20 protein-coding genes are annotated in these 21,843 nt (G+C 73.3%); 19 read left to right on the top strand and 1 reads right to left on the bottom strand.

The genetic code is table 11. From position 1 onward, the window contains the following. Position 1 precedes the first annotated feature (1 nt). From ybeY to FHR36_RS18015, 19 genes are all read left to right on the top strand, one after another. Positions 2 to 496 (top strand): rRNA maturation RNase YbeY, encoded by a 495-nt coding sequence (ybeY, locus tag FHR36_RS17925; protein WP_253798365.1) that lies wholly within the window; start codon positions 2 to 4, stop codon positions 494 to 496. 13 nt (positions 497 to 509) lie between these two features. Next, complete coding sequence (locus tag FHR36_RS17930; protein WP_253798368.1) at positions 510 to 1,838, top strand: hemolysin family protein; 1,329 nt, start codon at positions 510 to 512, stop codon at positions 1,836 to 1,838. 143 nt (positions 1,839 to 1,981) lie between these two features. Then, a complete protein-coding gene (locus FHR36_RS17935; protein ID WP_253798371.1) occupies positions 1,982 to 2,233 on the top strand; it encodes a hypothetical protein in 252 nt (83 codons plus the stop codon). Next, positions 2,230 to 2,766, top strand: a complete 537-nt coding sequence (locus FHR36_RS17940) for a DUF4383 domain-containing protein (RefSeq protein ID WP_253798374.1) — start codon at positions 2,230 to 2,232, stop codon at positions 2,764 to 2,766. The genes FHR36_RS17935 and FHR36_RS17940 overlap by 4 nt, the downstream gene beginning before the upstream one ends. Positions 2,767 to 2,852: 86 nt before the next feature. Beyond that, on the top strand, positions 2,853 to 3,206 hold the full coding sequence (locus FHR36_RS17945) for a cytidine deaminase-like protein (RefSeq protein ID WP_253798376.1): 354 nt from the start codon (positions 2,853 to 2,855) through the stop codon (positions 3,204 to 3,206). 123 nt (positions 3,207 to 3,329) lie between these two features. After that, positions 3,330 to 3,485 (top strand): hypothetical protein, encoded by a 156-nt coding sequence (locus tag FHR36_RS17950; protein ID WP_253798378.1) that lies wholly within the window; start codon positions 3,330 to 3,332, stop codon positions 3,483 to 3,485. A gap of 36 nt (positions 3,486 to 3,521) precedes the next feature. After that, positions 3,522 to 4,451: a GTPase Era gene (gene era / locus FHR36_RS17955; RefSeq protein ID WP_253798380.1), complete on the top strand. Its 930-nt coding sequence runs from the start codon at positions 3,522 to 3,524 to the stop codon at positions 4,449 to 4,451. A gap of 140 nt (positions 4,452 to 4,591) precedes the next feature. Then, positions 4,592 to 5,305, top strand: a complete 714-nt coding sequence (locus FHR36_RS17960) for an alpha/beta fold hydrolase (RefSeq protein WP_253798381.1) — start codon at positions 4,592 to 4,594, stop codon at positions 5,303 to 5,305. A gap of 202 nt (positions 5,306 to 5,507) precedes the next feature. Next, positions 5,508 to 5,936 carry a hypothetical protein gene (locus tag FHR36_RS17965; protein WP_253798384.1) on the top strand — a complete coding sequence of 143 codons (429 nt, stop codon included), beginning with the start codon at positions 5,508 to 5,510 and terminating at the stop codon, positions 5,934 to 5,936. Continuing rightward, complete coding sequence (gene pstC / locus FHR36_RS17970; RefSeq protein ID WP_253798386.1) at positions 5,933 to 6,955, top strand: phosphate ABC transporter permease subunit PstC; 1,023 nt, start codon at positions 5,933 to 5,935, stop codon at positions 6,953 to 6,955. Before FHR36_RS17965 ends, pstC begins: the two co-directional genes overlap by 4 nt. After that, positions 6,952 to 10,083: a phosphate ABC transporter permease PstA gene (pstA, locus tag FHR36_RS17975; RefSeq protein WP_253798388.1), complete on the top strand. Its 3,132-nt coding sequence runs from the start codon at positions 6,952 to 6,954 to the stop codon at positions 10,081 to 10,083. The genes pstC and pstA overlap by 4 nt, the downstream gene beginning before the upstream one ends. After that, positions 10,080 to 12,737 (top strand): hypothetical protein, encoded by a 2,658-nt coding sequence (locus FHR36_RS17980; protein WP_253798390.1) that lies wholly within the window; start codon positions 10,080 to 10,082, stop codon positions 12,735 to 12,737. The genes pstA and FHR36_RS17980 overlap by 4 nt, the downstream gene beginning before the upstream one ends. 107 nt (positions 12,738 to 12,844) lie before the next feature. After that, positions 12,845 to 13,846 carry a substrate-binding domain-containing protein gene (locus tag FHR36_RS17985; protein ID WP_253798393.1) on the top strand — a complete coding sequence of 334 codons (1,002 nt, stop codon included), beginning with the start codon at positions 12,845 to 12,847 and terminating at the stop codon, positions 13,844 to 13,846. Between the two features lie 38 nt (positions 13,847 to 13,884). Next, positions 13,885 to 15,477, top strand: a complete 1,593-nt coding sequence (locus tag FHR36_RS17990; protein WP_253798394.1) for an Ig-like domain repeat protein — start codon at positions 13,885 to 13,887, stop codon at positions 15,475 to 15,477. Between the two features lie 145 nt (positions 15,478 to 15,622). Next, a complete protein-coding gene (locus FHR36_RS17995; RefSeq protein ID WP_253798395.1) occupies positions 15,623 to 17,380 on the top strand; it encodes a DUF916 domain-containing protein in 1,758 nt (585 codons plus the stop codon). Next, a complete protein-coding gene (locus FHR36_RS18000; protein WP_253798396.1) occupies positions 17,377 to 18,342 on the top strand; it encodes a sortase in 966 nt (321 codons plus the stop codon). Before FHR36_RS17995 ends, FHR36_RS18000 begins: the two co-directional genes overlap by 4 nt. A 52-nt stretch (positions 18,343 to 18,394) precedes the next feature. Next, positions 18,395 to 19,225: a phosphate ABC transporter ATP-binding protein PstB gene (gene pstB, locus FHR36_RS18005; protein ID WP_407660843.1), complete on the top strand. Its 831-nt coding sequence runs from the start codon at positions 18,395 to 18,397 to the stop codon at positions 19,223 to 19,225. Positions 19,226 to 19,283: 58 nt separating this feature from the next. After that, complete coding sequence (locus FHR36_RS18010) at positions 19,284 to 20,762, top strand: insulinase family protein (RefSeq protein WP_253798398.1); 1,479 nt, start codon at positions 19,284 to 19,286, stop codon at positions 20,760 to 20,762. A 60-nt stretch (positions 20,763 to 20,822) separates the two neighbouring features. Then, complete coding sequence (locus FHR36_RS18015; protein WP_253798401.1) at positions 20,823 to 21,407, top strand: hypothetical protein; 585 nt, start codon at positions 20,823 to 20,825, stop codon at positions 21,405 to 21,407. Between the two features lie 64 nt (positions 21,408 to 21,471). Here FHR36_RS18015 and FHR36_RS18020 read toward each other — a convergent pair whose 3' ends face one another. Then, on the bottom strand, positions 21,472 to 21,738 hold the full coding sequence (locus tag FHR36_RS18020) for a protealysin inhibitor emfourin (protein ID WP_253798404.1): 267 nt from the start codon (positions 21,736 to 21,738) through the stop codon (positions 21,472 to 21,474). Positions 21,739 to 21,843: the final 105 nt, after the last annotated feature.

Raw genomic sequence — 21,843 nt, forward strand, 5'->3', positions numbered from 1 at the left:
CATGTCGATCGACATCGCCAATGAGTCCGGCTGGGACGTCGACGAGGAAGCCATCCTCGACATCGCCCGCTACGCCCTCGACAAGATGCGGATCCACCCGCAGTCCGAGCTGTCCGTGATCATCCAGGACAGCGAGGCGATGGCGGAGCTGCACGTCCAGTGGATGGACCTGCCCGGTCCCACCGACGTGATGTCCTTCCCGATGGACGAGCTCCGCCCCGGCAAGGAGGGCGAGGACCTGCCGCAGGGCCTGCTCGGCGACATCGTGCTCTGCCCGGAGGTCGCCGAGCAGCAGGGCAAGGCAGCGCCGTCGAAGCACTCCATGGACGAGGAGCTCCAGCTGCTCACCGTCCACGGGGTGCTGCACCTGCTCGGCTACGACCACGAGGAGCCGGACGAGGAGCGCGAGATGTTCGGGCTCCAGAAGCGGATCCTGGACGACTGGCGGGCCGGTCGCGGACTGTCCGGGATCTCCCCGGCGCCGACCACCCACTGAGGGCCGGCCGTCTGTGAGTGGTGAAAGTACGAGCTTCCTGATCGGAGCTCTCCTGCTGGTGGTGGCCGGCTGGCTGGCCGCCTGCGCCGAGGCCGGCATCTCGCGGATCTCCCGGTTCCGCGCCGAGGAGGCCCACCGGGCCGGCCGGCGCGGCGCCGACCGGCTGCTGGCCCTGACCGCCGACTCCATCCGCTACCTCAACCTGGCCACCCTGATCCGGGTGGCCTGCGAGATGGCGGCCGCGGTCCTGGTCACCGTGGTCTGCGTCCGGACGTTCGACAAGACGTGGCAGGCCGTGCTGACCGCGTTCGGCGTGATGGTGCTGGTGTCCTTCGTGGCGGTCGGCGTCTCGCCCCGCACGATCGGCCGCCAGCACCCGCTGACCACCGCCACCGCCGCCTCATGGGTGCTGCTGCCGCTGGCCCGGATCCTCGGCCCGATCCCGCGGCTGCTGATCCTGATCGGCAACGCGCTCACCCCCGGCAAGGGGTACAAGGAGGGGCCGTTCGCCTCCGAGGCCGAGCTGCGGGCCCTGGTCGACCTCGCCGAGCAGGACGACCTGATCGAGGACGAGGAGCGCCGCATGGTGCACTCCGTCTTCGAGCTGGGCGACACCATCGTCCGCGAGGTGATGGTGCCGCGCACCGACCTGGTGATGATCGAGCGGCACAAGACCGTCCGCCAGGCGCTCACCCTGGCGCTGCGCTCCGGCTTCTCGCGGATGCCGGTGGTCGGCGACAACGAGGACGACGTGGTCGGCATCGTCTACCTCAAGGACCTGGTCCGGCGCACCCACATCAACCGGGACGCCGAGTCCGAGCCGGTCTCCGGCGTGCTGCGCCCGGCGGTGTTCGTCCCGGACTCCAAGCCCGCCGCGGACCTGCTCCGCGAGATGCAGCAGATGCGCTCGCACGTGGCGATCGTGATCGACGAGTACGGCGGCACCGCCGGCCTGGTCACCATCGAGGACATCCTGGAGGAGATCGTCGGCGAGATCACCGACGAGTACGACCGGGAGATCGCCCCGGTCGAGGACCTCGGCGACGGCTCGTACCGGATCACCGCCCGGCTGCTGGTCGAGGACCTCGGCGAGCTGTTCGGCCTGCAGCTGGCCGACGAGGACGTGGAGACCGTCGGCGGCCTGCTCGCCAAGCACCTCGGCCGGGTGCCGATCCCCGGGTCCTCCTGCGAGATACCGATCCCCGAGGACGCCGGCAGCACCCTCCTGGCGATCCGGCTGTCCGCCGAGAGCGCGGCCGGCCGGCGCAACCGGATCGGCACCGTGGTCGCCACCCCGGTGCGCGAGACCGAGGACGAGGAGCCGGCGGAGGACGCCGAGTAGCCCCCTCGACACGACCCGCACACCCGTCATCGGGACGAAGCGGCCCACAGGGACCCCTCCCGCGGGCCGCTTCGTCCTTGTGCGAAGCCCCGGTCCCGCGCGCTGCGCTTGCCTCGTCCCGGCGGGGTTCCGACGATGAAGTCATGGCACATCAACTGCGCGCCGAGTACGGCGCCGAGGGGCCGAGCGGCGGAGTCCGCCGCTGGCACGTCGTGCGGGACACCGACACCGCGCACGGCATGTGCGGTGCCGAGGTCGCCCCGGACGCCGAGACCCGGCCCGAGGAGGACTGGGGCACCGGTCTGAACTGCTGCCAGCAGTGCGGCTCGCTGTACCTGCACGAGGTCCCGTTCCTCAAGAAGGACTGGGCCACCGACGCGTGGAGGGCCCGATGAAACTGCAAGACGAACTCCCCGTCGACCACAAGCTCGGCCAGGTCTACCGCTTCGGCGCCGGGCTCGGCGGGATCTTCCTGGTGGTCTTCGGCATCCTCGGCCTGACCGGCTCCAGCCCGGGAACGTTCGACACCACGGGCAAGGAGGTCATCGGCCTCTCCAGCAACGGCGCGCTCAGCGTGCTCTCCCTGGTCGCCGGCGGCATCCTGATCATCGGCGCGATCATCGGCGGCAACATCGCGTCCAACATCAACATGATCATGGGACTGCTGTTCATCCTGGCCGGCTTCGTCGGTCTGATGGTGCTCGACAGCAGCGCCAACCGGCTGGCGTTCAAGATCCCGAACGTGCTGTTCAGCTTCATCTTCGGGTTCGTGGTCGTGACCTTCGGCATGTACGGCAGAGTCAGCAGCCACCTGCCCAAGGACAACCCGTACTGGAAGAAGCGGCACGCCAGGGAGACCATGCCGTCCGGACCGCCGACCTTCGTCAAGATCATGCGTCCGGGCCCGCCGAACCCGACCGGCCACTGACGGCCGCCGGCCGGCTGTCCATCCCGGCGACCGGCTGCTGAGACCGCTCCACCCCGTCGAGGCCGCGCCGCCTATGCTCGGGCCTCATGAGTGAGCTCACCGATCTGGACCCCGAGGACAAGAAGATCATCACGCTGGCCCGCTCCGCCCGCGCCCGCAACGGCGTGGCGGAGGGGGCCGCGGTGCGTGACGAGACCGGCCGCACGTATGTCGCCGGCACCGTCGCGCTGGAGTCGCTGCGCCTGAGCGCCCTGCAGACCGCGGTCGCGATGGCCGTGGCGAGCGGCGCCCGGAGCCTGGAGGCCGCCGCCGTGGTCAGCGACGCCGAGACGCCCGCCGACGCGGACCTGGCCGCCGTCCGCGACCTCGGTGGCGCCGGCACCCCCGTCCTGCTGGCCGGCCCGGACGGCACGCTGCGCCTGGCCGCCGAGGCGCGCTGACCGTCCCGCCCGTGGGCCCGCCCCGGGGCTGGGGTGGGCGGGCCCGGGCGGGGGCGCGAGGTGGACGGGTGGGGTTGCACTGGGGCGATAATCTGATTACCGAGTGTCGCTGGGGGAGGGGACATGGGGGTACTGGCATTCTTCGCCGGACTGCTGCTCACCGTGATGGGACTGGGTCGCTGGCACGAGACCGGCTCGCCGTGGTGGCTCGCCGGGTCGATCGCGCTGCTGATCCTGGTGCTGGTCGGAGGAATGACCGGAGGCAAGAAGGCCGGCTGACCCGGCGGGCTCCGGTGATCAGGGAGAATGGTGGCCATGAGTAGCCCTTCCTCCCCGTACCGCTCCGGGTTCGCGTGCTTCGTCGGCCGTCCCAACGCGGGCAAGTCGACCCTGACCAACGCCCTGGTCGGGACGAAGGTCGCGATCACCTCCGACCGCCCCCAGACCACCCGCCACACCGTGCGCGGCATTGTCCACCGGCCCGACGCCCAGCTCGTCCTGGTCGACACCCCCGGCCTGCACAAGCCCCGCACCCTGCTCGGCGAACGCCTCAACGACCTGGTCCGCAGCACCTGGGCGGAGGTCGACGTGATCGGCTTCTGCCTGCCCGCCGACCAGAAGCTCGGCCCCGGCGACCGCTTCATCGCCAAGGAACTCGCCGAGATCAAGAAGACCCCCAAGGTCGCCATCGTCACCAAGACCGACCTGGTCGACTCCAAGCGCCTCGCCGAACAGCTGATCGCCATCCACCAGCTCGGCCTCGAACTCGGCATCGAATGGGCCGAGATCATCCCCGTCTCCGCCGTCGGCGACAAGCAGGTCGACCTCGCCGCCGACCTCATCACCAAGCTGCTCCCCGAAGGCCAGCCGCTCTACCCCGACGGCGACCTCACCGACGAGCCCGAGCAGATCATGGTCGCCGAGCTGATCCGCGAGGCCGCCCTCGAAGGCGTCCGGGACGAGCTGCCGCACTCCCTCGCCGTGGTGGTCGAGGAGATGATCCCCCGCGAGGGCCGCCCCGCGGACCGCCCCCTGCTCGACATCCACGCCAACGTCTACATCGAGCGGCAGAGCCAGAAGGCCATCGTCATCGGCGCCAAGGGCTCCCGCCTCAAGCACGTCGGCACCACCGCCCGCAAGCACATCGAGGCCCTGCTCGGCACGCCCGTCTACCTCGACCTGCACGTCAAGGTGGCCAAGGACTGGCAGCGGGACCCGAAGCAGCTCCGCAAGCTGGGCTTCTGACTCATCAGGGGCTCGGGGAACTGCGAGGCCGGCCACGGGGGTGGCGCGCGTAGCGAGTGGCTGCGGCGCCGTACCTTCCGCCTCGCGCAGTTCCTCGCGCCCCTGATCGCTCGCTCTACCGCCAGGGAAGGGTCCGGCCGATGAAGTTGCACGTCCACGAGTGGGGCACCGGCGAGCGGGTCGCCCTGCTGGTGCACGGCCTCATGTCCGACCACCGTGCGTGGCGGCGGGTCGGGCCGGCGCTGGCGGAGCGCGGCTACCGGGTGATCGCGGTCGACCTGCGCGGTCACGGCCGCAGCCCGCGCGGTGAGGGTGCGACGCCGGCCGAGAAGTACAGTCCGGCGCTGTTCGCCGAGGACCTGGTGGACACCCTGCCCACCGGTGCCGAGCTGGCGATCGGCCACTCGCTCGGCGGGCTGGCCCTGCTTGACGCGGTCGAACGGCTGAAGCCGGCCCGCGCGGTCTACTCCGACCCGGCGTGGCGCTTCGCCAGGGCGGAGGGGGTCGACCCGCGGCTGTTCGTGGAGTTCAAACACGCCTCGGGCGGGCAGATCGCAGCGCTGAACCCGCGCTGGGAGCAGGTCGACGTGGAGGTCGAGCTGGCCACCCTGGCGGTCTGGGACTCCGACTCGGCGCTTGGCCTGTGGGCCCACCACGCCGACTCCGGCCTGCCGGCCGCGCCCGCCGTCCCCTCGCTGGTGCAACTGGCCGACCGGAGCTTCCTGGTCGACCCGCAGGACGCGGCCGTGCTGCGCGGGCGCGGCTTCGAGGTGCGGACCGTGCCGGGAGCCGGCCACACCGTCCAGCGTGACGACTTCGACGGCTTCATGGCGTCGCTGGAAGGCTGGATCTGAGCCCGGCCGAGCCGCCCGGAAGCCCCGCCGATGAGCTGACGGATCGTCAACTGCGTAGGTCCAGTGCGCGACTTGTGGAGAAATAGCGCACCGCCCGTTCATGCGTCCCGTGTCCGTCGTTCATGCCTCGGCATTCACGAATCCCCCCGGGGCCGAGACGGTCTCTTCCGGCCACCGAGCGCTCCGGAAGGGGAGGACCGGCATGGGACAGCCGAGATTCCTGATCGTCAGCAGACCCCCGCACTCCGATCCGACCCGCACCGGGACGGTGTGGCGCCTGCTCGGCGCCAACAACCGCCACCTCGGGCAGGGCGAGCAGGCGTTCGCCGACGTCGCCGCCTGCCTGGCCGCGATCGGCCGGATGCAGCGCGGCCTGGACCGCAGCCGGCAGGTGATCGCCGGCGTCGAGCACGGCCAGCTGTGGCGCTGGCGGCTGGAAATCGACGGTGAGTCGATCGCCAGTTCCACCCGCGCCTACCGGCGCCAGCGCGAATGCCAGTACAGCCTGGGCCTGTTCCTGGCCGGCGCCCGCAGTGCCGAGCCGGGGCCGCGTCCACCGGCGCTCGCCCCGCACCCCGTACCGTCCGGGTCGCCCGCCCGGGGCGGCCTGCTGCGCGGGAGCGGCGGGTGACCGCCACCGAGGTCCCGGTCCGGCCCGACGTCGAGCGGCCCGAGCCGCGCCGCGTGCTCACCACCGTCCCGGACGTGGCCGACCGGCTCTTCCTCGGCTGGGCCCGGCTCAGCGGCGGCTTCGTGCTGCTGGTGATGCTCGGCGTCGGCGGCTACCTCGGGGTCCGGGCCACCCGGGCGCTGTCCACCGCAGGCCTGTCCTTCCTGACCGTGGAGAACTGGAACCCGGACGGCGGCCGCGGCCAGTTCGGCATCGCCGCGGTGCTCACCGGCACCGTGCTGATCGGCACCGTCGCGGTCTGCCTGGCCCTGCCGCTGGCCCTCGGCAGCGCCCTGTTCATCAGCGAGTACGCGCCGCGCCGCTTCAAGCGGGCGCTGATCGGTGTGGTCGACCTGATGGCCGCGGTGCCCAGCGTGGTCTACGGGGTGTGGGGCTTCGTCCTGCTCCAGTACCAACTGACCGGCATCGCCCGCTGGCTGGCCACGTACCTGGGCTGGATCCCGCTGTTCGCGGTGACCGGCGACGTGCGCGTGGACGACCCGGTCACCCCGCCGCTGATCTACACCGCCTCCAGCCTGATGGCCGGCACCGTGGTCGCCTTCATGATCACGCCGATCATGTGCTCCATCATGCGCGAGGTCTTCGACCAGGCCCCGGCCGGCGAACGGGAGGGCGCGTACGCGCTCGGCTCCACCCGCTGGGGCATGATCCGCACCGTGGTGCTGCCGTTCGGCCGCGGCGGCATCATCGGCGGCACCATGCTCGGCCTCGGCCGCGCCCTCGGCGAGACGATCAGCGTCTACCTGATCCTCTCCATGCACTTCGAGATCCAGCCGCACATCCTGCAGACCGGCGGCAGCGCGGTCGCCCCGCTGATCGCCCTGCGCTACGGCGACTCCAGCGACTTCGCCGTCTCCGCGCTGATGGCCGCCGGCCTCACGCTCTTCCTGCTCACCCTGGTGGTCAACTTCGCGGCGGCCGCCGTGGTGGCCCGCAGCCGATCGGGGGCCGCCTCATGACCGCACCGACCCTGTCCACCACGGTGGTCACACCGCCCGAGCCGCCCGAGCCGCTCCAATCCCCGCTTCGGGAGGAGCGGCGCAGCACCGGCGGCCGCCGCGCCTCGGACCGCTGGGCGCTCGGGGCGAGCGCACTGGCCGCACTCGCCCTCACCGGCCTGCTCTTCCAGCGGATCGCCCCGTTCAGCGGCGCCGTCGGCTTCACGGTGTGCCTGTGGCTGTGCTGGCTCGGCCTGTACGCGCTGGTGCTGCGCGACGAGGGCGGGCTCGCCGTCCGCGACCGGCTGGCGTCCTTCACCGTGCACAGCATCGCCGGACTGCTGCTCGGCATCCTCGTCTGGATCGCGTGGTACGTCACCCAGAAGGGCTGGGACGCGCTCTGGTTCCATCCCAACTTCTTCAGCCAGGACCTCTCCGAAGCCGGCCCGTCCGACCCGCTCGACCGCGGCGGAGCCCTGCACGCCATGGTCGGCACGCTGACCCAGATCACCATCTCGCTGGCCATCACCATCCCGCTCGGCCTCAGCTGCGCGATCTTCCTGAACGAGGTGCCCGGCCGGTTCGCCCGCACCGTGCGCACCCTGGTCGAGGCGATGACCGCGCTGCCGTCCATCCTGGCCGGCCTGTTCGTCTACGCCGTCCTGGTGATCACCTTCGAGTTCCCCCGCTCCGGCTTCGCCGCGGCCGTGGCGCTCTCGGTGATGATGCTGCCGATCCTGATCCGGGCCTCGGACGTGGTGCTGCGCCTGGTCCCGGGCTCGCTCAAGGAGGCCTCGTACGCGCTCGGCGCCGGCCGCTGGCGGACCGTCTGGACGGTCACCCTGCCCAGCGCCCGCTCGGGCCTGGCCACCGCGGTGATCCTGGCCGCCGCGCGCGGCATCGGCGAGACCTCGCCGGTGCTGCTGTGTTCCGGCTACACCAAGAACCTCAACCTCGACCCCTTCTCCGGTGCCCAGGCCTCGCTGCCGCTGATGGCCTTCACCCTGATCAAGCTGCCCTCGGACCTGCACAAGGCGCGGGCCTTCGGCGCCGCGGCCGTGCTGCTCGTCCTGGTCGTGGTGCTCTTCGGGGTCGCCCGCCTGGTCGGTGGGCGCGGCCCGGGCGAACTCTCCGCCCGGCAGCAGCGGCGCCGGGCGCTGCGCTCGGTCGAGGACTTCCGGCGGATGCACCCCATTGTCGCCCAACCCCCCGGGAAGGAACCTGTGTTGAGGGGCGCCCTGGTCCGTACCACCACCCTGCTCGCCGCGCTCGCGGTGGCCGCGGGCTCGCTGCTGCTGGGCACCGCGCCGCGCGCCGCGGCCGAGGACTACCGCCGGATCAGCGGCGCCGGATCCACCTGGAGCTCCAACGCGATGGACTCCTGGGTCTCCAACGTCCGCCAGTACGGCATGACCATCGACTTCGACGCGCAGGGCTCCAGCTACGGCCGCAACCAGTTCAAGAACGGTGCCACCGACTTCGCGGTCACCGAGATCCCGTACGGCCTCAACGACGGCGGGCAGTTCGACGCGCCGCCGCCCTGGCCGTCGGCGTACCTGCCCATCGTGGCCGGCGGCACCTCGTTCATGTACAACCTGAAGATCAACGGCACCCGGGTCACCAACCTGCGGCTGTCGGGCGAGTCCATCGCCAAGATCTTCACCGGGAAGATCACCCGCTGGAACGACCCCGCCCTGCAGTCCGACAACCCCGGACTGAAGATGCCGGACATCCCGGTCCGCCCGGTGGTCCGCTCCGACGGCTCCGGCACCACCGCCCAGCTCACCACCTGGATGAGCAGGAAGCAGCAGGCGATCTGGGACGACTACTGCGTCCGCTCGCCGCGGCACGCCCCGTGCGGGATGACCTCGTTCTACCCGCTGCTGTCCGGCTCCACCTGGCAGTCGCTCGGCACCTCGGTCGCGGTCGCCAACGCGGTGGCCAACGACGCCAACGTCGGCGCGATCACCTACGTCGAGTACTCGTACGCGCTCAACAGCCGCTTCCCGGTGGCCAAGATGCTCAACTCCGCCGGGTACTACGTGGAGCCCAACGGCAAGAACGTGTCGGTGGCGCTCAAGCAGGTGCGGATCAACTCCGACCTCACCCAGCAGCTCGACGGCGTCTACGACAGCCCCGACAAGAGCGCCTACCCGCTCTCCAGCTACAGCTACATGGCGGTGCACACCTCGGAGGTCGGCACCTTCTCCAAGGAGAAGGGCCACACCCTCGCCGCCTTCGGCTACTACTTCCTGTGCGAGGGCCAGAAGCAGGCCGACGGCCTCGGCTACTCCCCGCTGACCCCCAACCTGGTGCAGTCCGCCTTCGAGCAACTGGCCAAGGTCCCCGGCAGCGAGGGCCGTGCATTCGACGCCGGACACTGCACCAACCCGACCTTCGGTCCGAACGGCAGCAACCCGTACGCCGACAGTGCCGACCCGCCGAAGGACTGCGACCGCAAGGGCACCGGCAGCCAGTGCGGCACCGGCACCGGCGGCGCCAAGCAGGAGACCCCGGTCACCGCGGGCGGCTCCGGCGGCGCGGGCGGAGCCGGATCGGGCGGCGGCGCGGGCGGCACCGGCGGTGGCGGCGGTGCGGGGGCCACCGGAGGTGCGGGCGGTGCCGGGACCGGCGGAACCGGGGGCACCGGGGCAGACGGCGGCGCCGGAGGCACTGCGGGCGGCGGCGACCCGGCGCTGACCGGCGGCGGCAGCGGCGGCACCGGTGGCGGCGGGCAGCAGTACAGCGGCGACGCCGTGCAACTCGCCGCCGGCGGCGGCAGCGGGCTGCGGTACGCGCTGATGGCGATCGCGGGCGCCCTGCTCGGCGCGCTGATCGTGCTGCCGCCGGTGATCGCCGGACGCTCCGCGCGGGCCGCGTACGCCGCCGGCGACAACGCCCAGGGCTGGCAGCCGCCGGTACCGGGGCAGCGCCCGCCGGGCCCCGCGGGGCCGGTGATGCCCTGGGGCGGGCCCGCGGTGCCTTGGGGTGGTCCGCCGGTGCCCTGGGGCGGGCCCGCGGTGCCGTGGGGCGGTGGGCCGGTTGCGGGTCCTGCGCCACAGGGTGGTCCGGTGCCCGGCACTGTGCCTGTGGCGGGCGGCGTGGCGGGCGAGTCCGTGGGCGAGTCCGTGGCCGAGGGGGAGCGGTGAGCGGCAGACGTACCGCGACGGGGCGGGCGCTGCGGACGGCCGGGGTGCTGGGGCTGCTGCTGGCGGCGCTGGCCGGGGCGTCACTGTCCGCCGATCCGGGCGGGCCCCCCGTACGGGTGGCGCAGGCGGCGACCGCGAGTCCGCAGATCCCGGTGGACCCGCTGCCCGGCGGGCCGTCGGCGATCGACCCGGCCCCCGGCGCGCCGGCGTCCGCCGGGGCCGCACCGACGGCCGGGCCCGGTACCGGCGCGGGTACCGGTGGCACCGTCGCGGGTGTCAGGGCGGCGGCGGCCGCCGGTGGCGGGGACGCGGTGACGGTCACCGGGCACGGCGAGTTCGCGGGTCTGGAGGTGACCGTCGGCCAGACCACCCACCTGGTCAACCAGGTGGTCGCGGTCACCTGGAGGGGCGCCCGGCCGACCGTGCCGAGCCCGATGGTGTTCGGCCGGAACTACCTGTCCCTGATGCAGTGCTGGGGCGACGGCGAGGGGCCGGACCGCACCCAGTGCCAGTACGGCGCGACCAAGGGCGACAGCCGGGGCGGCGCGTTCGTGCCCAGCCGGCAGCTCAACTACGGCCGCACGCTGGTCGATCCGGCCGAGCCGATCAAGCCGGCGCGGGAGAACCAGAACGTCTACGTGCCGTTCCGCCCGGTCACCGGCGAGCCGGACGAGACCCAGGGCAGCAGCCAGTACTACGACATCCAGTCCACCAACGAGGTGCCGTTCGCACCGACCCGGGCGGACGGCACCGGCCAGGCGTTCTTCGAGGTGCAGACCGGCATGGAGGCACCGGGACTGGGCTGCGGCCAGACGCCGAAGGACCAGCCGGGCCCGTTCACCGAGGGCCGCAGGTGCTGGCTGGTGATCGTGCCGCGCGGCTCCACCGAGGTGGACGGGCAGCCGCCGAGCGGCCAGTCCGCGCAGCTGCAGTCCTCGCCGCTGTCCACTACCAACTGGGCCAACCGCCTGGTGGTGCCGCTGCACTTCGAACCGGTCGGCCTGTCCTGCCCGATCGGCTCGATCGAACGTCCCACTGCGGGCACCGAGTTGGCGGCCGAGACGGTCTGGCGCTGGCAGCCGGTGCTGTGCGGCCGGGCCGGCGGGATCTTCAGCTACACCCAGGTCACCGACGACCTGGCCCGCAGCCGGCTGGTCCGCGGCGACCCGGGCCTGGTGTACGTGGGCGGCCCGCTGCCCAAGGACGAGCAGGCGGACGGCCGCACCCCGGTGTACGCGCCGCTGGCGATCTCCGGCCTCACCATCGCGTTCGACGTGGAGAGCCAGTCCTACTCGCTCACCCCGCCGGAGACCCGGCAGCAGGACGGGCAGCGGATCCCGGACATCTCGCTGACCCCGCGGCTGGTCGCCAAACTCCTCACCCAGAGCTACAAGTACGCGGTGAACCCCGGCGACCCCGACGTCCCGGCGGGCAACCCGCTGGACCTCACCTCCGACCCGGAGTTCCTCGACCTCAACCCGCGCTTCGCCACGCTCTACTTCCCCTCCCGCATCCCGGACCTGCTGCTGCCCTCCGGCGAGGGCGACGCCGCCCGGCTGCTGTGGCAGTGGATCCTGGCCGACCCGGACGCCAAGGCCTTCCTGCGCGGCGAGACCGGCACCAGGTGGCACGACACCGTCAACCCGCATTTCCGGCTCGACCAGGTGGAGCTGCCGCGGGCCAACTACCCGAAGCCGGACTCCTACTGCCAGGCGTTCCCGGACGATCCGACCGGCCGTCCCGACTGGTGCAACCTCGACGGCCACCCGTACGCCAACACCATGCGCGAGGCCGCCCGGGCCGCCGCCCGCGGCGACACGCTCGCCAAGTCGGTGTGGGACGCCACCACCATCCCCGGCTCGCTGAAGAAGGCCGCGCCGCAGGCCCAGGGCATGCGCGGGGTGCTCGCCCTGGTGACGACCGCGCAGGCGGCCCGGTACGGGCTGAACACCGCCAGACTGCGCAACTCCTCCGGCGCGTTCGTGGCACCCGACGACCAGGCCCTGCTGGCCGCGGCGGCGTCCGCGCCGGCCGGGCCGGTCGACGGCGTGAAGGTGGTCGACCCGGCCGCCGTCCCCGCCGCCGGCTACCCGCTGACCAGCATCACCTACGCCGCCACCGTGCCCTCGGCCCTCGACCGCGACAGCGGCAGGTCGTACGCCGAACTGCTGCGCTACGCCATGGGCGACGGCCAGCAGCCCGGGGTCGCGGCCGGCCGGCTGGCGGCCGGCTACGCGCCGCTGCCTCAGGCGCTGCGCACGCAGACCCTGGCCGCCGCCGACACCATCGAGCAGCGGGCCGGCCTCCCGGAGGCCACGGCCACGGCCACTGCGCAGACGGCGCATCCGGCCGGGCCCGGCTCCACCCCGGCCCCCGCGGCCGGCGGTGGACAGGGGTCAACCGGGGGCGCCTCGTCCGGCGGTGGCGCGGGTGGCGCCGGCGGCGGCGAGGAGCCGGCCGCACCGGCGCCCCAGCCGCCCGCCCACACCCCGACCACGCTCGCCCCCGCCCCGCCGGCCGCGCCGGTGGCCCGGACCGCCGGAACCGACGTCGGGGGCCTGCGCTACCTGCTGCTCGGCGCCCTGCTCGCCGGGATCCTGGCGGCCGCCGCCGGGGTCCTGGTCCCGCGCCTGCTGCGCGCCAGGCGGCACTGAGCCGAAGACCACTTCCTGTCCCGTCCCTCCTCACGCACCTGCGCCACCGGCCCGGGGCTCGGCTCCGTGCTGCCCGAAAACCGCACTCTCACAAGGGATTTCCACCCATGAAGCAGCTCAGCAAGCGCACCGTCGCCAAGTGCGTCACCGTGGTCAGCGGCCTCGGCCTGCTGGTGGCGGGCGCCGGCACCGCCCAGGCCGACCCGAGCGGCGCCCCGCAGTACCGGCAGCTGGCCGGTGTCGGCTCCGACACCACCCAGGGCGTGATGAACGCGATCGCCAACACCGTCACCCTGGGCGGCCAGAAGATCATCGGCTCGTACGACGCGGTCGGCACCACCACCGTCAACACCAAGGCCGCGGCCGCCTGCCAGGGCCTCACCCGCCCGAACGGCTCCGGCGCCGGCCGGACCGCCCTGCTGAACGAGCTGAACAAGGGCAACGGCTGCCTGGACTTCTCCCGCTCCTCCAGCCTCAACCTGGCGGCCGCCACCCCGGGCCTGACCTACGTGCCGTTCGCCGTCGACGGCGTCACCTACGCGGTCTCCGCCGGCAGTTCGCTGCCGCTGGACCTGTCCACCGCCGACCTGCACGCCATCTACAGCTGCGACCCCGGCTATGTCGGCACCGCGCCCAACTACTCCATCCACCCGCTGCTGCCGCAGGCCGGCTCCGGCACCCGCAGCTTCTGGGAGTCCACCGTCGGCATCACCGAGGCCGACGTGGCGGCGGGCAAGTACCCGTGCGTCGCGGACACCAAGGGCGGCAAGAAGATCGAGGAGCACGACGGCCGCGTGCTGGACACCACCTCGCTGGTGCCGTTCTCGATCGCCCAGTACATCGCGCAGAGCGCCAACACCATCGCCGACCTGCGCGGCACCGCGCAGCTCGGCAACATCAACGGCGTCCCCTCGCTGCTGCTCAACACCGGCGCCGCGGCCACCCGCGACGTCTACAACGTGATCCCGACCGGCAAGGTCGCCACCAGCCCGTGGAGCGATGCCTTCGTCGGCTCCAACTCGCTGGTCTGCCAGCAGTCCTCGGTCATCAAGCAGTACGGCTTCGGCACCAACCCGAACTGCGGCGACACCTCGCGCACCACCGGCTGATCACCTTCCACCCTTCTCGACGAAAGGCACGTCCCACCGTGAGCATCCGCATCCCGCGCACCGTCGCGCTCGGCGCCGCCACCCTGCTGGCCGCCGGCTCCGTCTCCTTCCTGGGCTCCGCCTCCGCGTACGCCGCCGACAGCCCGACCATCGGCACCGCCACCGTCAACCCGGCCACCGGTTCCGACACCGAGCTGATCAACCTGGTCACCTCGGCCACCTGCCCCGGCGGCACCAACCTCCAGGCGCTGGTCTTCGGCCAGGGCTTCCCGGCCACCGGCTACGGCGTCACCCCGAACGGCTCGCAGTCCATCTACCCGCCGGACGCCCAGGGCCGGATGAGCATCCCGCTCAGCGACACCATGGCGAGCTTCGCGCAGAAGAACGGCTTCACAGCGCTGAGCGGCAAGTACGAGTTCCACGTGCGCTGCCAGGCGAAGATCGGTGCCACCTACTTCGGCGACTTCGTCGGCGCGGTCTGGTTCACCAGCCCCACCTCCTACACCTCGACCGACCCGAACGCGCCGGTCGTCCAGGCGACCACCACCACCGTCACTCTCACCCCGAACGGCTCGGCCACCGAGGGCGCCGACGTCACCCTGAACGCCGCGGTCAGCCCGGCGGCCGCCGGCACCGTGCAGTTCCAGGACAACGGCGCCGCGCTCGGTGCCCCGGTCGCCGTCTCCGGCGGCCAGGCCGCGCTGACCGTCAACACCCTGGCCAAGGGCGCGCACACCATCACCGCCGTCTTCACCTCCACCGACAGCGGCTTCTCCGGCTCCACCTCGGCCCCGGTCGCGTACACCATCAGCCCCAAGGGCGCCGCGGCCACCACTACCGCGCTCGCCGTCACCCCGTCCGGCTCCGCCACCGCGGGCACCGCGGTCCAGCTGGCCGCGACCGTCTCCCCGGCGGCCGCCGGCACCGTGCAGTTCCTGGACAACGGCACCGTGGTCGGCGCCGTGCCGGTCACTGCGGGCTCCGCCCAGACCTCGCTCACCACCCTGGCCGAGGGCGACCACTCCTTCACCGCCGCCTTCACCCCGGCCGACGCCACCCAGTACGCGGCGTCCGCCTCGCAGGCCGTTCCGTTCACCGTCACCCCGGTGGTCACCCCGCCGAACCCGGGCGGCCCGACCCCGCCCGCCCCGGTCTCCGAGACCATCACCACCACGGTCGCCCCCGGCGCCCTGGTGATCAGCGTCGCGGGCGCCAACGTCACCCTGCCGCCGCTGACCCTGAACAACGACTCCACCCGGTTCGCCGCCACCGGCCCGATCCAGACCGTCACCGTCACCGACACCCGCGCCGGCGCCCCCGGCTGGTCGGTCAGCGGCCAGGTCGCCCCGTTCACCTCCGGCGGCAACAGCATCAACGCGCAGAACCTCGGCTGGGCGCCCAACCTGGTCTCCAAGGGCGACGGCCTCAAGGTCACCCTCGGCGGGGCGGTCAACCCGGCCAACGCCGTCGAGGCGAACGACGCCGGCGCGCTCGGTCTGAAGTCCGCCCGCACCCTGGCCACCGCGACCGGCCTCGGCACCGCCAAGCTCGGCGCCGACCTCACCCTGCTCGCGCCGACCTCCACCCAGGCCGGCACCTACCAGGGCGTGCTCACCCTGACCGCCATCTGACGGTCGGTCCGCCCCGGCGCGATCGCCGTGCACCTCGCCGCGATCCGCCGGGGCGGCCCCGGCCGCCGGTACCGCTGAACGTGTGTACCGCTCTACGCCCGCACCGCACCTCCGCTTCCCAGCGCTCCCGAGGATGACGCCGCCGATGCGCCGATGGCTCCTGGTACTCCTTCCTGCCCTGCTCCTGCTGCTGGGCTCCCGATCCGCGTACGGCGCACCCGCCTCGGCACTCACCGACGGGGCGCAGCCGCAGACTTTCGGCATCCAGCCCGCCACCGCCACCGACCCGGACGGACGCGGCACCTTCGGGTACTCCGCGACCCCCGGCGCGCTGGTCAAGGACCACGTCGCGGTCTGGAACTACAGCGAGCAGCCGATCACCCTGCGGCTGTACGCCGCGGACGCCTTCAACACCGACACCGGCGGCTACGACGTGCTGCCCGAGGGCAAGCCCTCCACCCAGGCCGGCTCCTGGCTGCGGACCTCCGTCGCCTCGCTCGAACTCCCGGCCCGCTCACGGCAGATCGTGCCCTTCACGCTCGCCGTCCCGGCCGACGCCGCGCCCGGCGACCACGCCGCCGGCATCGTCGCCTCGCTGCGCCGGGAGACCAAGGACGCCCAGGGCAACACCGTCACCGTGGACCAGCGGGTCGGTTCCCGGGTCAACATCCGGGTGGCCGGCGACCTGCGGCCCGAACTGACCGTGGTCGGCGCCACCGCCCTCTACCACCCGAGTGCCAACCCGTTCGCGACCGGCCGCACCACGGTCCGCTACACCGTCCGCAACACCGGGAACGTCCGGCTCGGCGGCAAGCAGGCCGTCCGGGTGACCAATGTGCTCGGCACCGTCGCCACCGGCGGCGCCCCCGCCGACCTGCAGGAACTGCTGCCCGGCAACTCCGTGGACTACCGGGTCGAGGTCTCCGGTGCCTACCCGACCCTGCTCGGCACCGCCGGCGTCACCATCGACCCGCTGCCGATCGGCGGCGACCGCGACCCCGGGCTCAGCAGCACCGTGCACAAGCAGCGGTTCGTCGCCGTCCCCTGGACCATGCTGCTCCTGCTGCTGGTCCTCGCCGGTCTCGCCGCCCTGTGGTGGTCGCGCCGCCGCACCCGCCGCCGCCTGCTCGCCCTGCCGCCCGTGCCGATCGGTGCCGTCACCGCCGGCGCCGCCCTGGCCGCCCTCCTGCTGCTCACCCAGCTCCCCTACGCGCCAACGGCGTTCGCCGACACCGGGTCGAACGGGACGCTCGCCTTCGACTACCCGACCGGGCACGACGACGATGCGATCGACCTGCTGACCTCCGGCCCCTGCCCCGACCCGGCGGCCGACTACCTCGGCGTCCGGATCACCGGCCGGGGCTTCCCCGCCGAAGGCGTCCCGCTCACCGGCACCACCGCCGTCTCCGCGTACCGGCCGGCCGGCAACGGCGGCTTCGTGGTGCCGCTCGCCAACACCCTGCGGGTGGTCGCCAACCGCAGCGGACTGGCCGCGCTGAGCGGCCCGTACACCATCACCGCCAGCTGCCGGGGCAAGGTCAACCCGGCTCCGCTGCGGGAGTTCAGCGGTGTGGTCACCTTCTCCTCGCCGAGCACCTGGACCGCTGCCTCGGTCGCGCCCGACGGGATGATCCACGCGGCCGGGTCCGACCCCGTACCGGTGGCCGCCCGTGCGCCGAAGCCCGCCGCGCAGCCGGCGTCGGCGGCGCGGTCCGGTCCGTCGCTCGGCTCCTGGTCGGCCATCGGCGCCGGGGTGGTGCTGCTCGGGTGGGTCGGCGTCCCGTACCTGCGGCGGCGGTTCGGGCGCAGCCCGGCCTCTGCGGGTGCTGCGGCGGAGGCCGGTCCGGCGGCTGGGGAGCCCGGGACGGCTCCCGCGGCCGAGCGGTCCGAGGTGGTGGGATGACCGTCACCGACCTGCCCCCGGTCGGCCCCGCCGCGCCGTCCACCCGCTCGCCGTGGGCTCCGCCGCCCGAGCCGCCCCGGCTGCCCGTCGTCGCCCGTCCGCGGCGCCGGGTGCTGCCGGACGGTCCCCAGCTGCTCGGTGCGGCGCTGGCGATCCTCGCCGCGCTGCTGATCGGCCTGGTACTGGAACTCGGCCCGCTCGGCTCGCTGAAGCACCTGCGCGACCACGAGACCGGCTACGCCGAGCTGCGCGAGAGCCTGGCCAAGGGCACCACCCCGATCGGCCAACTCGACCGCGACGGGAAGCCGGTGGAGCCCGGCACGCCGGTCGCCCTGCTGGAGGTGGAGCAGCTGGGCCTGCGCGAGGTGGTCCGGGAGGGCACCGGCGGGGGAGTCCTGCAGTCCGGGCCCGGCCACCGCCGGGACACCCCGATGCCGGGCCAGGCGGGCACCAGCGTGCTGCTCGGCCGGCAGGCCGGGTACGGCGGCCCGTTCGGCGAACTCGGCGATCTGCGGCCCGGCGAGACCTTCCGGGTCACCACCGGGCAGGGCCCCAGCGTCTTCCGGGTGCTGGACACCCGCCGGGTCGGCGACCCCGTCCCGCCCGCTGCGAGGAGCGGCGCCGGACGGCTGGTCCTGGTCACCGGAAGCGGCCCCGACTACGCACCCACCGGCACCCTGGTGGTCGACGCCGACCTGGTCACCGACGTCCGCCCGGCCAACCCCCGGCCGTTCGGCCCCGACGCGCTGCCGACGTCGGAGACCGCGATGGGCACCGACGAGGGCGCCTGGATCCCGCTGGTGCTGTGGGGTGAGGGGCTGGTGTTGGCCGCCGTGGGCCTGGCCCTCGCCTGGGCGCGCTGGGGCCGCCGCCCGACCTGGATCGTCGGGGTTCCGGTGGTCACCGCGCTGGCTCTGGCGGTCGCCGACCAGGTCGCCCGCCTGCTGCCCAACCTGATCTGAGCCCCTGCCCGCGAGGACCCCGAGGAGCACCCGAATGACCGGAACCACGTCCATGCCCGCCGCCGACCCGACCGCGGCGCTGCTTTCCCCGGCCGGTGCGCCCTCCCCGGCCGGCGCACTCGACGCCCGGTCGGTGTCGGCCTGGTTCGGCGAGCGCAAGGTCCTCGACCGGGTCTCCCTGGAGATGCCGGCCGGCCGGGTCACCGCCCTGATCGGCCCCTCCGGCTGCGGCAAGTCCACCTTCCTGCGGATCCTCAACCGGATGCACGAGCTGGTCCCGGCCGCCTCGCTGGCCGGCGAGGTGCTGCTGGACGGCGAGGACGTCTACGCCCCCGAGCGGCGGCTCACCGAGGCCCGCCGCGACATCGGCATGGTGTTCCAGAAGCCCAACCCCTTCCCGGCGATGTCGATCTACGACAACGTGGTGGCCGGTCTCAGACTGACCGGCATCCGCGCCTCCCGGGCCGAGAAGGACCGGCTGGTCGAGGAGTGCCTGACCAAGGCCGGCCTCTGGCGCGAGGTGGCGGACCGGCTGCGCCAGCCGGGCGGGGCGCTCTCCGGCGGCCAGCAGCAGCGGCTGTGCATCGCCCGCTCGCTCGCTGTGCGGCCCAAGGTGCTGCTGATGGACGAACCGTGCTCGGCCCTCGACCCCACCTCCACCCGGCGGATCGAGCAGACCATCCGCGAACTGGTCGACGAGGTCACCATCGTGATCGTCACCCACAACATGCAGCAGGCCCAGCGGGTGTCCGACCGCTGCGCGTTCTTCCTGGCCGAGCAGGGCACCCCCGGCGCCGTCGTCGAACACGGGCCCACCGAGGCGATGTTCACCGCGCCCGTGGACCAGCGCACGTCCGACTACGTCAACGGGCGGTTCGGGTAGTGGTTCCGTCATCGAAATGCAATGCAGAGGCAAAGAGATCCGTGCATATGATCTGCCTGTGAATCGCGAGGTCATCGACGGAATCCCTGTGCTCTGGGCGGACGCCCCCGGCCCCCTGGAGGCCACCCTGATCTTCGGGTGCGGCGCCCGGGACGAGACGATGCGCACGCTCGGCGTGACGCACCTGATCGAGCACCTCGCGATGAGCACCCTGCCCCGGCTGCACCACGACCACAACGCCTCGGTCGACCTGGCGCTCACCCAGTTCACCTGCTCCGGCCGCCCCGAGCAGGTCGTCGACTTCCTGGCGAAGGTCTGCGCGGCGCTCACCGCGCTGCCGCTGGAGCGGATCGACCAGGAGGCCGGCGTCCTCGCCGCCGAGGACGGCCGGGTCGCCGATCCGCAGACCGGCGAACTGCTCTCGCACCGCTACGGGGTGCAGGGCGTCGGCCTCGCCGCCTATCGCGGACCCGGACCGGACCGGATCCCCCTGGAGGCCGTCCGGGAGACCGTCGACCGCTTCTTCCATGCAGGCAACGCCGTTCTGGTCCTCACCGGCCCGCCGCCGGCCGGCCTGCGCCTGCCGCTGCCCGGCGGCGAGCGGCCCGACCGCTCCGCCGCCCAGCCGGTCCTGCACACCGGCCCGTCCTGGCGTCAGGAGGACGTGCCCGGCCCGGGCCTCGCCCTCCACGGCGACCTCGACGACTTCGCGCTGGCGCTCGCCACCAAGGTCCTCGGCCAGCGCCTGCGGGAGACCGTCCGCCACCAGCACGGCCTGTCCTACGACGTGGACGGCGGCGTGGTGTTCACCGGCCCCGGCCACGGCGAACGCACCATCTGCCTGGACGCCCGCGAGGGCCAGGAGCAGCGGGTCGCCGAACTCCTCTGGCAGGAGACCCTCCGGCTGGCCCGCGAAGGGATGACCGAGCAGGAGCTCGCCGAGGAGGTGGAGGCCGCCCGCGAGGCCTGGCAGGACCCGCGCGCGACCCCGTACGAACTCGGCGAGGCCGCGGCCGAACTGCTCTTCGACGGGCAGTACCAGGACGTCCCCGGGCGGCTGGCGGCGATGGAGAAGGTCGGCCCCGAGCCCGCCCGGCAGGCGCTCGCCGACGCCCTGCGCACCGCGCTGGTGGTGGTCCCGTGCGGCGTCGAACTCGACGTTCGGCTGCCGGACGGTGCGCCGCTGCCGGCCCACCGCTGCGCCGGGCAGACCGTCGAACTCCCGTCGGGTGGGCAGGTGTTCCGGCCCTCGCTGAAGGACCGCCTGCTCTCCTCCGAGGCCCGCAGGACCCGGCTGGTGGTCACCGAGGCCGGCCTGTGGCTCAAGGGCGTGGACGGCGTCCACCACGTGGCGTACGACGAGGTGGTCGCCGTGGAGATGCGCGGCGCCGGCCGGGTGGTGTTCGGCCGTTCCACCTGCTTCGTCCCGGTGGTGCCGGAGCTGTTCGCCGGGATCGGACCGGCGGTGCGGGCCATCGACGCCGCCGTCCCGGTGGAACTCCGCTACCCGGCCTCCGCCTTCCGCCCGGCCGGCTGAGCCGCGCCGTCCGCCGCTGCCGCTTCTGTCGCTCGTTCCCCCCGCACTGAGAGAACCGCCGTGTCCACCTACGCCGCCGTCACCGCCGTACCCGCCGAGCAGGTCCTGACCGCGCTGGGAAGCTCCAAGCTGGGCGGGTACCTCTACCGGGGCACCCCGGACGCGCCCGGCACGTCGGTGCTGTTCGACCCGCCGAAGCCGCGGTTCGGCCGGATCTCCCGCCGGCGCCTGGTCGCCCCGGCCTCGAACCTGGCCTTCGAGCTGCAGGCCCCGGTCTGGCTGATCGAGTCCACCGAGGGCGGCGCCGGCGCCACCGCGTGTTACGCCGACGGCGGCTGCGACGGCCTCGGTTGGGCGGCCGACTGGACCCCGCCCGCCGATCCCGCCGAACTCGCCGCCCACCTCGCGGACTGGAACGAGTACTGCGGCGCGATCGCCGGCAAGGCCGGACTGGCCGATCCCGCCGCGCTGGCCGCCATCCGCAACGACCCCGCGGCGGACGGCACCCGGACCGGCTCGGACGAGCTGCTCCGCCGGCTGTGCGCGCTGGTCGGCGCGCCGCCGGTGGTGGTCGGCCAGTCGCTGTTCCGCCAGGCCGGCCCGGCCGGGCGGGAGTTCACCCGCTTCGAGGCCCGGGGCCACTGAGCCGGCCGGGTCCCTCGCCCGGATGGTCGACCGGGGGCCGGTGCCGTCCGCTCCTCCCGGTCCGTCACGCCCCGTCGCGGAGCACCAGGCCGACCAGCTCGCGTTGGGAGTCGGTCAGTTTCGGGTCCGAGCAGTACACGGTGCGCCCGTCGACGGTGATCTCGTAGTGGAAGCCGTCGGGCACGCCGTAGGAGGGCGCGCGCAGCCCGCCGGCCACCGCCTCGCGGGCCAGCGCGTGGACGTGCGGAGCGTCGGGGCGCTCGGCGGTGTCCAGCTCCGCTCGCACCGCGCGGCCGGCGAAGCCGCCGGTCCGGGTCACCTGGATACGCATGGTTGTCAGTGTGCTACGCAGTGATGGGCTTTGCCGAGGCTTTTCACAGACTCCGCGCCCACCGGACAGCCGTCTCACTGGGTGGAATGGTGGCCGAGTTCACTT

Origin of the sequence: Kitasatospora cinereorecta, from assembly GCF_024172095.1 — a bacterium.
GTDB lineage: Bacteria > Actinomycetota > Actinomycetes > Streptomycetales > Streptomycetaceae > Kitasatospora > Kitasatospora cinereorecta.